14 protein-coding genes and 1 tRNA gene are annotated in these 13,030 nt (G+C 37.4%); 1 reads left to right on the top strand and 14 read right to left on the bottom strand.

What is annotated here, in order from left to right; all coding sequences use genetic code 11:
• Positions 1-5 precede the first annotated feature (5 nt).
• The 6 genes from feoB to D3H64_RS04075 all read right to left on the bottom strand — a co-directional run bounded on the left by feoB (position 6) and on the right by D3H64_RS04075 (position 6,029).
• Positions 6-2,153 carry a ferrous iron transport protein B gene (feoB, locus tag D3H64_RS04100; RefSeq protein WP_121564999.1) on the bottom strand — a complete coding sequence of 716 codons (2,148 nt, stop codon included), beginning with the start codon at positions 2,151-2,153 and terminating at the stop codon, positions 6-8.
• Positions 2,153-2,386: a FeoA family protein gene (locus tag D3H64_RS04095; RefSeq protein ID WP_121564998.1), complete on the bottom strand. Its 234-nt coding sequence runs from the start codon at positions 2,384-2,386 to the stop codon at positions 2,153-2,155. Before D3H64_RS04095 ends, feoB begins: the two co-directional genes overlap by 1 nt.
• Positions 2,387-2,394: 8 nt before the next feature.
• Positions 2,395-2,616, bottom strand: coding sequence for a FeoA family protein (locus D3H64_RS04090; protein WP_121564997.1), 222 nt, complete (start codon positions 2,614-2,616; stop codon positions 2,395-2,397).
• Between the two features lie 700 nt (positions 2,617-3,316).
• Positions 3,317-4,039: a YaaA family protein gene (locus tag D3H64_RS04085; RefSeq protein ID WP_121564996.1), complete on the bottom strand. Its 723-nt coding sequence runs from the start codon at positions 4,037-4,039 to the stop codon at positions 3,317-3,319.
• A gap of 309 nt (positions 4,040-4,348) precedes the next feature.
• Entirely contained in the window at positions 4,349-5,116 is a 768-nt protein-coding gene (locus D3H64_RS04080; protein WP_158589218.1) for a TIGR02206 family membrane protein, read from the bottom strand.
• Positions 5,117-5,189: 73 nt separating this feature from the next.
• The gene (locus D3H64_RS04075; RefSeq protein ID WP_121564994.1) at positions 5,190-6,029 is read right to left on the bottom strand and encodes an exodeoxyribonuclease III; all 840 of its coding nucleotides are present in this window, start codon (positions 6,027-6,029) and stop codon (positions 5,190-5,192) included.
• A 246-nt stretch (positions 6,030-6,275) separates the two neighbouring features.
• On the opposite strand from D3H64_RS04075, the gene D3H64_RS04070 reads away from it, so the two are divergent.
• Positions 6,276-6,348: transfer RNA gene (locus D3H64_RS04070), tRNA-Ala, on the top strand.
• A 558-nt stretch (positions 6,349-6,906) separates the two neighbouring features.
• Here D3H64_RS04070 and D3H64_RS04065 read toward each other — a convergent pair.
• The 8 genes from D3H64_RS04065 to D3H64_RS04030 form a co-directional block, all read right to left on the bottom strand.
• Entirely contained in the window at positions 6,907-7,158 is a 252-nt protein-coding gene (locus tag D3H64_RS04065) for a hypothetical protein (RefSeq protein ID WP_121564993.1), read from the bottom strand.
• Positions 7,159-7,168: 10 nt separating this feature from the next.
• Complete coding sequence (locus tag D3H64_RS04060) at positions 7,169-7,450, bottom strand: BCCT family transporter (protein WP_121564992.1); 282 nt, start codon at positions 7,448-7,450, stop codon at positions 7,169-7,171.
• A gap of 98 nt (positions 7,451-7,548) precedes the next feature.
• Positions 7,549-8,385, bottom strand: a complete 837-nt coding sequence (locus D3H64_RS04055; RefSeq protein ID WP_121564991.1) for a MurR/RpiR family transcriptional regulator — start codon at positions 8,383-8,385, stop codon at positions 7,549-7,551.
• A 34-nt stretch (positions 8,386-8,419) separates the two neighbouring features.
• On the bottom strand, positions 8,420-9,598 hold the full coding sequence (locus D3H64_RS04050) for a hypothetical protein (RefSeq protein ID WP_121564990.1): 1,179 nt from the start codon (positions 9,596-9,598) through the stop codon (positions 8,420-8,422).
• Between the two features lie 4 nt (positions 9,599-9,602).
• Positions 9,603-10,526 (bottom strand): hypothetical protein, encoded by a 924-nt coding sequence (locus D3H64_RS04045; protein ID WP_199700133.1) that lies wholly within the window; start codon positions 10,524-10,526, stop codon positions 9,603-9,605.
• A gap of 12 nt (positions 10,527-10,538) precedes the next feature.
• A complete protein-coding gene (locus D3H64_RS04040) occupies positions 10,539-11,381 on the bottom strand; it encodes a PTS system mannose/fructose/sorbose family transporter subunit IID (protein ID WP_121564988.1) in 843 nt (280 codons plus the stop codon).
• Positions 11,378-12,169 (bottom strand): PTS sugar transporter subunit IIC, encoded by a 792-nt coding sequence (locus D3H64_RS04035; RefSeq protein WP_121564987.1) that lies wholly within the window; start codon positions 12,167-12,169, stop codon positions 11,378-11,380. Before D3H64_RS04035 ends, D3H64_RS04040 begins: the two co-directional genes overlap by 4 nt.
• An 11-nt stretch (positions 12,170-12,180) precedes the next feature.
• Positions 12,181-12,669 carry a PTS sugar transporter subunit IIB gene (locus tag D3H64_RS04030; protein ID WP_121564986.1) on the bottom strand — a complete coding sequence of 163 codons (489 nt, stop codon included), beginning with the start codon at positions 12,667-12,669 and terminating at the stop codon, positions 12,181-12,183.
• Between the last annotated feature and the right edge of the window lie 361 nt (positions 12,670-13,030).

Here is a 13,030-nt window from a genome sequence, read left to right as displayed (position 1 = left end):
CCTCCTTATTTAGAAGGTTCTGGTCGATAGTCGTAAGTCTTTTTAGGCGCTTTGTAAGGTTTCTTGATAAACAACATGTAAATGAAGCCCGCCAAAATAAACAAGGCGACAAGTGTCCAGAATCCGAATTGTCCCTCTGCATACCACATCCCCAATTGGTAAATGATTAAGGAAACGCAATAAGCTAGAACACATTGATAAACCACTGCAAATAGAGTCAATTTATCATCCATCATTTCACGTCTCAAAGCTCCGACCGCTGCAAAGCAAGGCACACATAGCAAGTTGAAGGCCATCAAAGAGTAACCAGCTAATGGATTGAAGGCATGAGCCAATTGAGGCCAGAAATCAGATCCATCTTCAGCAGCTTCTGCAAAACCAAAGAGGACACCGAATGTCCCAACCAAGTTTTCCTTAGCCAAGAGACCTGTTACAGAAGCAACAGCCGCCCGCCAGTCAGGCCAACCTAATGGGGCAAAAATAGGCGCTACGATACGTCCCAATGTAGCCAAAATAGAGTGGTTAGGTTCTTCAACCATTTGCAAGTGCCAGTTAAAGCCTTGGAGGAACCAAACAATAACAGTCGCCAACAAGACTAAGGTACCAGCCTTCTTCACGAAAGCTTTCCCACGTTCAAACATGGTCCGCAAAATACCTGTAAAGCTAGGCAAGTGGTAAGCTGGCAATTCAATCACGAATGGGGCTGGATTCCCAGAGAACCAACGTGTTTTCTTCAACATAATCCCTGAAACGATAATGGCACCCATCCCTAAGAAATAAGTCGACGGAGCTACCCAAGATTGATGAGGGAAGAAAGCCCCTGCAATCAAGGCGATAATCGGCAACTTGGCATTACATGGAATGAAAGTTGCGGTCAAAATAGTCAAACGGCGGTCATTATCATTTTCAATGGTACGAGCAGCCATGATCCCAGGCACCCCACAACCAGTTGAAACAAGAATTGGAATAAAGGATTTCCCAGATAAGCCAAACTTCCGGAAGATACGGTCTAAAACAAAGGCAATACGAGCCATATAGCCACATTCTTCAAGGAAAGCTAAGCAAGCAAATAAAACTAACATTTGTGGCAAGAAACCAATAACGGCACCGACACCAGCCACTAAACCATCCATGATTAAGCCATTTAACCAAGGCATCAAGTGTAAGCTGTCGAGATAACCGCCAAGATATTTTGGCACAACTTCCCCAAAGACCACATCATTTACCCAGTCCGTCCCTTGTTTCCCAATAGTCGAAACCGCAATGAAATAAACAAGGTACATCACCAAAGCAAAAATTGGCAAGGCTAGGAAACGGTTGGTCACAATGGCGTCAATTTTATCTGTAAGGGACTGCTTTTCTTCATCCGCTGTATGATAAACACCTTGAATAATTTTAGCAATATAATCATAACGAGTCGCAGACATCAAGCCTTCAGAGTCGTCATCACCTTTTTCTTCACAAGCTTCAATTAAGCCTTCAATGACCGCTTTCTTGTCATCGGACAACTTCACTTGTTTCCACATGTCTTCATCACGTTCAAACAATTGAACACTCGTCCAGTGACGGCGATAATCTTCTACACTTTCCGGCAATTTTTCCTTAATCTTGAAAATTGCATCGTGAATATAACTTTCGTAAGTCGGGAATGCCGCTTCAGGAGCTTCTTGACTAGTCTTTAAAGCAGCTTGTATCAAGTGTTCTATGGATTGCCCTTTTAAAGCAGAAATCCCAATCACTGGGCAAGCTAGACGTTCTTGTAATAAATCAATATCTACCTTGTCCCCATTCTTTTCCACTACATCAATCATATTCAGAGCAACAACCATTGGAATACCTGTTTCCAATAATTGCATGGTCAAGTACAAGTTCCGTTCCAAGTTCGTCGCATCAATGATATCGATAATCACATCTGGATGTTCTTGAATAAGATAATCCCTTGCCACACGTTCCTCAGCTGTGTAAGGCGATAGAGAGTAAATCCCAGGCAGGTCTTCGATTTGGACATCACTTGCCCCTTTCAATTGACCTTCTTTCTTTTCTACTGTAACCCCAGGCCAGTTACCAACACGTTGAGAACTCCCCGTCAAAGCGTTAAATAAAGTGGTTTTACCCGTATTTGGGTTACCCGCTAATGCAATTCTTGTCACCATTATTCTCCTTCCGTAGACACTTCAATAACGGCAGCATCTTCTTTGCGAATGGTTAGGGCGTATCCTCTGATTGTTAATTCAATGGGATCGCCTAATGGTGCCACCTTTTTCACAAAAACCTCTGCGCCTTTTGTCATCCCCATATCACGAATTCTCTTCCGCAAAGCTCCATCCCCATGCACTTTAACGACGGTTACTTTTTCCCCACAAGGAATTTCACGTAATGTTGTCACTTTACTCCTCACTTTCTTGGGCGAATGCGCACATGCTTAGCCATGTCACGATTGATGGCAAAGCGAGTTCCCCGAACTTCCACGATCAAGTTGCCCGATTGCGCCAAAACCACCTGGATCAAGGTGCCTGGAACAAATCCCATATCCTCCAAGCGTTTTTTCCAAGTAGCTGACCCAATAACACGATCAATCTCTGCTAATTCTCCTTTTTTTAGCATATATAAAAACATGGCAAGCCTCTCTCATCCCAAACCTTTTTTATGATAAGAATGATTCCTAATTTCAACGAGTCATTCTCATTTAGCCCGGTTAATTTCGATAATCATTCTCAACAACATATCAATAATAAAAAGCCTTTTTCAAAAACGGCTTCATATCAAAATTATATTACCATGTTTTCCTATAATTTCAATAGTTTGCATATGAAAATATGATCAAATTTAAGCAAGCTTAACTAATTGTTTTTTCAGCTTTTTCATTTTTAATCCACTTATCCCCAGCCATTTTTTCTCCCGACTATTTTACCTTTGAAAACATATATAAGCCCTCAACAAGGTATTTTGTAACCATTGTCACTTTGCATCGTTTTTTTCTCTTTCCCATAAATTCCTTACCCCTGTCTCCTGCAGATGGGATCACAAAATACACTAACAAAGCTTCTCTCTTGAACATTGTCTCCTGCAGAAGGAATCAGAAAATCCCCCAAAAAATCGTCCACTGAGCATTGGATAAATTTTTGGGGGATTTAGCTATGGGATCAATTTCTGATCTATTTCACCTTTCCTTCTCTTGCTCTAAAACATAACGCCTTCCTTTTCATCAGCCAGCTTTTCCCGTCAACCAGCTTTTCCCATCAGCCAGCTTTTTCCCATCAAAAAAAACGGACAAAACGTCTTCATTTGAACGTTTCTATCCGCTTATAAAAAGTCCTCACTCTTTTTCCCGAATGAAAGTCAAGAGCTGATCATTGGATTCTTCCTCTACAAAATGATAGCCCTCTTCCTTAAATTGTTTGATCCTTTCAAGGTCAGTCAGCTGATGATGAATCAAATAATTCGCCATCATGCCCCGAGCTTTCTTGACTAAACTAGAAGGACGAATTAGCCGATCCCCCACTCGTTCAGCAAAATCAATGTCTAGCCAGTGGTAACGACTAGCTGTCAAACGGCTAGCAAATTCCTTACTCGCTAAGTTAATGAGCCATTCCCCTTCTTCAAAGGATTGATCCCAACTTTTCCCCCAGAAAGTTTTTAAACTTTTCCCTTGGATTTTTAGAGGAAGGATGAAGTCCAGCCTGTAGGGTTTCACTCTATCATTAGGCTGAAGGACACCGTAAAAAGCCGACAAAATGCGCAAATGGTCATTCAGATAGCCTTCTTCTTCCTCAGATAAATTGGTTAAATGAAGCGAACGAAAAGCTACTCCTTTATAAAGATCCCTTGCCCTAGAACTAAATGGTAAAGCCCAAGTATCCCTATAGGTCAACACTTCTAACAATTGCTTGTCTTTCAGTTTCAAGCTTTTCTGGAGTTCATCTTTATTCATTTCTAGTAAAGTCTCCTGAATGATCTGACTTTTCTTTGACAAGTGCCAGTCGATTTCTTCAGGATGACTCCAATCCATTTCCTTAGAAGGCGCCATAATAATCTTCATCTATTTCCTCCTTCCTTAGCTTTAAACCCTAAATTTCCCAAAAATTTATCCACCATTTCTTTTGAGCATTGGAGAAATTTTGGGGGAATTTAGCTATAAAGCTTCATCTACTCTGACTTGTTTTCTAGTGTTTAGTGGTATTATTTTAAGCTAGCAATTTAGCTCTTGCTCTATAAAATTTTACTTTTCCCCTAGTGCTAGTGTTTTAAGTAGCAATTTAGCTCTTGCTCTAACAAATTTCACTTTTCCCCTAGTGGTATTGTTTTAAGTAGCAATTTAGCTCTTGCTCTAACAAATTTCACTTTTCCCCTAGTGGTATTGTTTTAATGGATCTGCCTTAGAACTTTCTTCTGGTAGGAATTGCGGTATCAAGATCTTCACACACATTTGTTGCACACACCAAACCAAGGCATTGTAGACTGAAAAAGTAAATAACCAATACAGGAGCTTTGGCCATTCTAAGAAGAAGGTCTTTAAAAGAGGAGCCTCCATTAGATAGGCATAATTCCCCTTGACATAAAGATTAACCCCTAGCGCTAAAAGTAAAAAGGCATTCACCAAGCTATAAAGCAGACGAGAATTCGACCGGCTAGAATCATAGCCCTCTACCAATAAAAAGTAGTTTGCCATCCAAAAAACTAAAAAGTGCAACAAAAAATAATGAATATTGGTAAAATGTGGCCAAGAATAAGCCATCATATCGGGATAAACAAGGGGTAAAATCCCTCCAAAAAGCCCCCAATAGACGGTTAAGGCCTTGAATACTTTATGATCCGTCAATAAGGCCAAAAATCCTGTATATAAGGCCGCACGACAGGTGTATAAAGGGAGAGCTTGCTGTAAGCCATCTGGTCGACTAAAGAAGCAAAAGCCGATATAAAGCACTTGATCCAAGACGATTAAAGTCATGAAAGACAGCTTTACCCCTTTCTCCCAACGTCTGTTAGCTCTGATCTCATCCCTATATTTGAATAACACATAGGCACCAGCTAAGAGTAGCAGCACAAGCAACACATGTATGAGGGAAAAAGAAGGAAATCTATACCCATCTTCATGCCCTCTAAAGAAATAAGCCATCTTCATCACTCCTTTACATCACAGATAAATGGCCGTCTCTCATGAACTAAAAAAGATAATCAATTCTATTTTCTTACTCCTCTAGAAGCCCATCCATCTCTAGAACAATTGGGGTATGGTCTTGACGTTCACCAGAATCAATCATCTCTGAACGAGAAATCTTTTCCTTAATCGCTTGGCTGACCAGAAAATAGTCGATCCGCCAGCCTGAATTGTTGATTTTACTGGTTTTAACTCTTTGCGCCCACCAAGAATAGACCCCTTCAAGTGGCCCATGCAGATGACGGAAACTATCCACAAAGCCCCGAGCTAAGAGTTGACTGAATCCTTCTCGTTCTTCATCCGTAAAACCTGCCGAACGATGGTTAGAGGCAGGATTAGCCAAATCTATTTCTTCATGAGCCACATTGAAATCACCAGTTGCAATCACTGGCTTATCTTGATCCAATTCCGCTAGATAATCCGCATACTTTTGATCCCAAATTTGCCGGTCTGCCAAACGAGCCAATTCATTTCCGGCATTTGGTGTATAGACTTGAGTGAAATAAAAATGCTCAAATTCAAGGGTCAGAATCCGCCCCTCATGATCCATGGTAGTGGGTGCCCCTATCTTTGGATAGGTAATTATCGGAGTCAAGTCCTTCCTATAGAGCACCATATTCCCTGCATAGCCCTTACGTGCAGGTTCTTCAGAACTCACCCAGGCATAACGATAGTCAGGAAACCATTGGGCTAAACACTCTTGATGCTTCTTCGTTGGCCCTTTAGCCGATAATTTTGTTTCTTGTATAGCGATAATATCCGCCTGTTCTTCTTGCAAGGTTTTCAAGACATCACGTGATAATTCTGCGCGTCTGGAATCGCTGGTTAAAGCGGCATTAAGTGAATCAATATTCCATGAAATAAATTTCATCCCAATTCTCCTTTTTTCTTTTTTCAACTGGCACTGGACTTTAGCTCCAAGTTAGGCGCACTCCTAAAAAATTTATCTTTAGTCCATCCGAAGCTTTACCTCCAAGTTTACCATATTCATGCACGAACGCACATCAGAAGGACCTAAAGGAAGAAAGGCTATTCTCAGCAAATCTTGTAAGCCTTTTAATTTTTATGAGATTTTCTTGAACTTTAGGCTAAAATAAGCTATAGTAGTTTTTGTTGAGGGGGCATAGCTCAGTTGGGAGAGTGCTACAATGGCATTGTAGAGGTCACGGGTTCGAGCCCCGTTGTCTCCATCAATCTTTTCAAGTAATGAATAAAAGTTGCTAAAACTTGTTCGATCAAGCTTTAGCAACTTTTTTCTTGTATAGGCTCTAAATTTTCTCAAAATGACTTCAATGTGCGATGGTGGCAAAATTCTGGCTTCAAGCGAATGTATCTCCCTTACACAATTTTTGCTTCAAGCAAGTGTGATAGCTTTTAAACAATCGTGACATCGATCGCCTGTAATATCCCTTAAACAATTCTTTCATCAAGCAGGTGTGATAGCCTTTAAACAATCCTGACATCGATCAACTGTGATCTCCCTTAAACAATTCCGGCTTCAAGCGAATGTATCTCCCTTACACAAAATTTGATTCAAGCGCCTGTTATCTCTTTTAAACAATTTTGACTTCAAGCGCCTGTGATCTTCTTATTGGAGCTATTTAAACAAAATAGTAAGCCCCAGCACAATTACCACTAAACGAATGACTTGAAAAATTAATTTACCCATTTTCTTGATCATCATTATTCCTCCATAAACATTCACTCTGACGCCCTTTCATAAAGGGTGTCACCCACTAGTCTATCGACTAAAATAGCCACTTCCACAAAAGGAAAATAAGTCCTAAGTCAAAAATAATACTCGGAAGAATCCCCAATTCACAATCGCATTCAATACGACGGTCTTCTTCTACTGCCTGATCCGAGTACATGAACTTACCCAAGCATTTTTCTTTGTTCATTTCACACAAGTCCTTATTCCACAGGCTAAAAACCGGCCATTGAAATTGTTCGCCCGCATCTTCAGCCTTATTATAAGCCATTTCGTTAGACGAGATCAATCTACAGCCATTAGTTCTTAAAAGCAGATTCCTCCAAATAACGCTTTGCATCAACTAAAAAGGCGCAGGCGATTAAGATAATGACCACTCCTATAGGAAAGGCTGTAATAATACTCACTGTTTGCAAGTTGGTCATAGAACTTTCCGCAAATAACAAGGAAATGGGCAAGAGAATTAAGAGAATACACCAGATCAATTGAATTACACGTGCTGGTTGTTTACCTTTAGCCAAACGTTTATAGCTATAACAAGATGCTGTCAAAGCGATAGAATCTATAGCAGGATAGATCAATTGCTAGCATTTAGCTTTTTTATAACTATCTTTTTGCGCCAAGTGTAAGAAGAAAAATGATTAGTTCTTCTTGCTACAACAGTGTCTTAAAGCACATTTTACTCTTCATACTCATTAGGCCGAGAGAATTTCATGAACTTCAATGAATTCTCTCTATATTTTTTGTAGTCTTTTTTATAAACATTTAAGATAAGAGTATCTATCGCAAACAAAAGACCCCCGTTTTGAGTATATGCCTTCAATCGTGTCTTTTGCTGATCGTACAAAAAGCTCAGGCGCACATCTGCTAAATCAGATAAAGTTGTCTTCCCAATATTGCTAATAGCAATTACGGGTACATTATTTTCTTTTGCAAAGTTTGCAAGCTCACACAATTCTTTTGTCTCACCCGATTTACTCACCATGACTACACAATCCGTTTGACAATCTAACAATCGAATCCTTTGCTTTGTTTCTATAATAGAGCTACTTTGATAAGATGATTTACCTAATTCAATCAATGATTCTGAGAGATAATTAGCAAATCCACCTGTAGCCTGATATCCAAAGCAAACAACATTTCTAGCTCTATCAATATAATTTGCAGCTTTTTCAATTGCTTCGCAAGAGTTGCTTCTAAACGCTACATCAATAGATTGAATATATTTTTCTTTTATTTTTTCAAAGGTCGCATAAGTTGAATCAGATAATTGTATTTCACCTTGCTCTTCATTTGGATCTGACGACAAAATATCATCCATCATACTTGTAAAAGATCTATATCCCAACTTTTTTGAAAAACGAATAACAGTCGCTTGACCCACTCCTAAAGATTCAGCTAATTCAGATGACGTCATTTTATTCATTCGTTGGATATTAGCAAGCAAATAATCCCCTATTCGCATTTCTGAAGCAGTAAGTGTAGGGTACAAACCCTTTATCTTTGCAATAAACACTGTTATTCCTCCTAGCTTCTTACTGTTCTAATGACTACTTTCTAAGCTTATTATACTCGTTAACAACCTTATCTAAAACTACTCTGTCGTTTTTTAATGTTAGATTCAACCCACAATATTTTTTCACTGCCTCTTTAATACCGTTTTGTTTAACAAAAGACAATACCTCTTGTGAATCTCTATCAAAAGGATCATTGTAACAAAATCCGTAAGCTACAAGTTTTAAAATATTGTCTGCAGGTAGTCCATTATTTAAACATAGGTAAGCTGGACCAAGTAGTCTATCATTCTTTTTCAGCTTTCGCTTTTCAGCTCTACCAATTCTGTGCAATTTATCCTTAAAAAATGGACTAGCAAATTTATCCAAAACCGTTTTCCTTTGCTTAGCATTTGGAATTGGAATATCATACACCTTTTTCATTGCACTACGAGCTTCTTCCCAAGCTGCATCAATTTTTTTTACAACCCAAGGATCATTAACTGCTTCATTAATAACATTATATCCCTTGTAATTCCCTAAAAAAGCAAAACCTATATGTTGAAGGTTTTCCGACCAAATCTTCTCAATCATTACACGTTCGATATCATCTACTTCAACTATAAAGCTGGGTAATTTATAATCATTAGGCAACTTGAATCCTCGATTAACCTTTAAAACGTACTTATTATCCCCATCTAGTGTTAGGTCATTCTTGTCCTTTAAATAAGTAACCTTTCTATTAGCATTACTCCCTAAAATAGCAATATAGTTGTCTAAATATTCCAATTCCTTATCTGTCAGTCGCTTCTTTATTCTAGGAACAAAATATTCCATTAATCCAACATAATTAGCACTCAAAATAATATTTACCAAATTTTCTTTATGAAGTTTATATCGTAGCTTAATACTTTCAACAATATCATTTATAGCAGAATCAAATGCATCTGGAAAAAGGCTTGTAATTACGAAACGTGAATTAGCGAGTTTATCAATATACTCTATACGGTCTTGATGTATGTCATATACGCTAAAATCGTCTATTTCTCGAATTTTATCTTCTCCACCAATAAGATCTCTTAAATGAACACTATACTTTCCTTTTTTTCTTAGCAAGTTAACTAATTGTCTATCTATATCTGCAAAATTCAAATGATACCTACCATCTGTATCAAACAGTTCCCCAATCATTCCCCGTCCAGTTCTACCTGAACCGATAATTGTTACTTCTTCCATAATACTACTCCCTATAAGAAACCATTATTAAATCTATTTTGCCCTCAATTACAATGGTTGGATGATTTACTGGGACAAATATGGTCTCACCTAATCCAATCTCTTCTCCATCCATTTTTCCTTTCCCACCCACAACAGCTAAAAAGGAAAAATGTTCATACTGAAAATTTACCTTACCATTTATTTTAAGTCGCTTAGCTATGTATTCTTTAGGTTTGTCATAATATTCATAAATAGACAAATCCCCATATTTTTTGGGTACTACATGTTTAGATTCATAAGGGACTTCTGGAACATTTGAACATGCAATAACCTTTTCTATACTTAGCGGGCGATTGGGATCATTACGATCAAGATCGTAAAATCGGTAAGTAATATCACCATTCGAACCAAAAGTTGAGGTAACCAATCCATCTCCATATCCCCCATGAATAAGCCCAGCAGGCGTATGTACGAAATCGCCATCCTTTACATCTAAAGTGGTGAATAAATTCCCCCAATCTTTCTTTTGTATCAATTCTGCCAATTCTTCCCTACTTTTAGCTTTATTACCAAATAATCTCGTTCTAACTTGATCACTTTCCTCTAAAGCAACCGCACCAGAAACCTTTCCATACAGATTATCGTGTGCTAAGCCAAATTCATCAGTTGGATGAACCTGATACGATTGAAATCCTTCATTAGCAGTCGTTGTCATTCGAATTGGAAAGTGTTGGCTGTTAATCCCAAATAATTCCTTATTTGATTGATAAAATTTTGAAAGAGTTTCCCCTGTTTCAGTAACGATGTTATCCAAATCTCCTGGAACTGAAATCACATGATAAACGGTTCCAATCTTTTTTTGATCAGTTCTAAGTCGAAAAAACTGTTTTAAAGCTTCTCCACCCCAAACAAACGATTTATATATAGGTTCGATATGATAAAGCACTAAAATAACCTCCTATATTATGCCGACTAACGATAAAACAAGTACCATCGCCATCAACAAACCAATTAATTTAGCAATCGAATAATTTTTCTTAGATACTAGATAATAACATCCTAATACCAACAATAAACTTAAAATATTAGGAAAAATATTGTTTAATATGTCTTGCAATACAATTGGTTTAGCGCCCCTGTTATTTCCACCAAATTTAAGGATTGTTTGTAATTTAACATAACTCGCTGATAAAGCACCAATAACCACCACGCCAAACACTTGGATTGTGTTTCTTATTTTATCTAGTGTCTTACCTGACAACATCATGATAGCATTCCTACCTAAAAAGTATCCCTTATTATAAAGAAAATACGCATACGTCCACAAGATAATAGGAGTAGCAATGATATATAATACACTTCCTAAAGGGGAGTAATCTTTACCTGTTAAAGAAATAGCTATAGTTGTTAACAAAGGAACAATAGTTGCTTGTATTAGACTATCACCTATACCAGCTACCGGTCCCATTAAAGCAGATTTTGTCGTCCGAATCATTTGATCATCTACTGGTTTCCCTAATGCTCTTTGTTCTTCCATTCCGGTGATAATTCCCCATACAACACTAGCAGTGGTTTGCTCATTATTGTGAAAGTCAAGATGCCTTAACATCCCTTCTTTTTGGCCTTCTTTATCATAATATTTTTTTAAAAGAGGTTTCATACAGAAAGAGTACCCATCACCATGCCAATTTTCAAAATTTATCGAGTAGGCATAGTGTAACTGGTATTGCCAAAACATTTTAACCCTTTCTTTAGCAGTTAATGGTTTTTTATTATCATCTAGTTTTGCTTGAAACATCATAATACTTCATCCTCACTTTCTTCCATTGAATCAGATGGTTGATTTGAATAATCGGTTCTGTAATAGAAATACGCAATCACTACAGCAATAATTGCAATTGGGATAAAAGTCATTTTGGCGTAAGAGAACAACATGAATCCTAGCAGGAAGAAAATGAACATCCATTTGTTGTTAATATTGTACTTAAGAAGAAGTGCCATCCCAACAGCAGGAAGAACACTAGCTAATTGACTCAATGCGTGCAAAATTTTATTCGGTAATATATTAATAAAGCTTTGTACAGTTGATGCACCAAAGTAAATAAACACAAACGATACTACAAACGACAATGTTAATAAAAATAACTGAGGCAAAAGCACATGACCTAGAACAATCTTCTTTTCATCGCCCTCTTCAATACCTTTTCGCATAATACGAGCAAAATAAGTATTTGCCGCACGTACCACTTGAATCAGATTAGCTGCTAAAATCGATATTGGTGTTCCAATGGCTAAAGCAGCCCCGACATCCAAATTAGAAAGAATAGCAACTGCAGTTACTGGAAAAGAAACGGCTCCAATATCCATAGTAATAGCACCGCCAACAGCAAATGAACCCATGAATGCTAATTGCATCGCAACACCAATCTCAATTCCCTTTTGTAAATCTCCTAAAATTAAACCACATAAAAAGCCACCAATTAAGGGTCTACATAAAGTATATTTACTAAGGACAAAGCCCCCAAATGAACTATATACATTACTCAAATAATACAGTAATGAAATTAAACTTATTTTCAAAATAAACATATTATCCCTCCTTATCTGGTAAGTTTTGCTTTAGCTTTAGACCAAGTAAGATCTGGTGTTGTAAAAGTAGGATTAAGAATTACTTTGACCCCTTTTTCTTCCAGATAGTCAAGCGCTTCCATTTCTTCATCCAACAAGCCTATCATTTGGACAATAAATGTAGACTTTTCTCTCACATTTTGCGGGCCAATAAACAGTGTTGTTAAAAATTTATAACCAGCTTCTACCAAACGTTTCGCAGCTAATGGAGATTTGAAAATCAAAATATATTCTTTCGAAGAATTGTCAGCTTCTTTAAGCTTATTGAGAGCTTTATCAATCGAAAAAGCAAACACTTTTATTTCTTTTGGAAGAACTTGTCTATACAATTGGATCATAAATTTATCTTTAGAAATTTCATCATCTACTACGATGATGCCATCTGCACTATAATCTTTGAGAATCCGTGTAGTTGTTTGCCCGTGAATGACCCTACAATCACATCTAGCATGCACAATCATTTTTATAACCCCCAATTAGATTGATTTATTGTGTCCTAAATTCACAAGAAATCTAGGTTTGATTTAATGGTAACACTATTACTTTTAACTGTAAACCCTTTTATTCATATTTTTTTGCCTTTTTTTGGTTTATTTGGATTTTTAAATTGACTTTATATTTTTTATTTTATCCTAAACCCGAAAAAATTTATCCAATGCTCAAAATAAAATGATCAATAATTTACAGAAAAAAAACCTTCGATTAATCGGATCCATTTTAACCGATAGACATGATGAATGGATAACAATACAAAGAACGTATGGTGGATTTTAGAATGAACTTAGCCACTCAATTGTGAAAAAAAAAGACGCCATGTAAATT

The organism is Atopobacter sp. AH10, assembly GCF_003664595.1.
In the GTDB taxonomy this organism is placed as follows: domain Bacteria; phylum Bacillota; class Bacilli; order Lactobacillales; family Aerococcaceae; genus Atopobacter.
This window is presented reverse-complemented; position numbering and strand designations above follow the sequence as displayed.

Coding starts and splice junctions, on each gene's coding strand:
- D3H64_RS04085 (WP_121564996.1), bottom strand. CDS start 4,039: ATGAAGATTATTATGGCGCCTTCTAAGGAAATGGATTGGAGTCATCCT.
- D3H64_RS04040 (WP_121564988.1), bottom strand. CDS start 11,381: ATGATGTTTCAAGCAAAACTAGATGATAATAAAAAACCATTAACTGCT.
- D3H64_RS04075 (WP_121564994.1), bottom strand. CDS start 6,029: ATGAAATTTATTTCATGGAATATTGATTCACTTAATGCCGCTTTAACC.
- D3H64_RS04050 (WP_121564990.1), bottom strand. CDS start 9,598: ATGGAAGAAGTAACAATTATCGGTTCAGGTAGAACTGGACGGGGAATG.
- D3H64_RS04030 (WP_121564986.1), bottom strand. CDS start 12,669: ATGATTGTGCATGCTAGATGTGATTGTAGGGTCATTCACGGGCAAACA.
- D3H64_RS04035 (WP_121564987.1), bottom strand. CDS start 12,169: ATGTTTATTTTGAAAATAAGTTTAATTTCATTACTGTATTATTTGAGT.
- feoB (WP_121564999.1), bottom strand. CDS start 2,153: ATGGTGACAAGAATTGCATTAGCGGGTAACCCAAATACGGGTAAAACC.
- D3H64_RS04090 (WP_121564997.1), bottom strand. CDS start 2,616: ATGTTTTTATATATGCTAAAAAAAGGAGAATTAGCAGAGATTGATCGT.
- D3H64_RS04080 (WP_158589218.1), bottom strand. CDS start 5,116: ATGGCTTATTTCTTTAGAGGGCATGAAGATGGGTATAGATTTCCTTCT.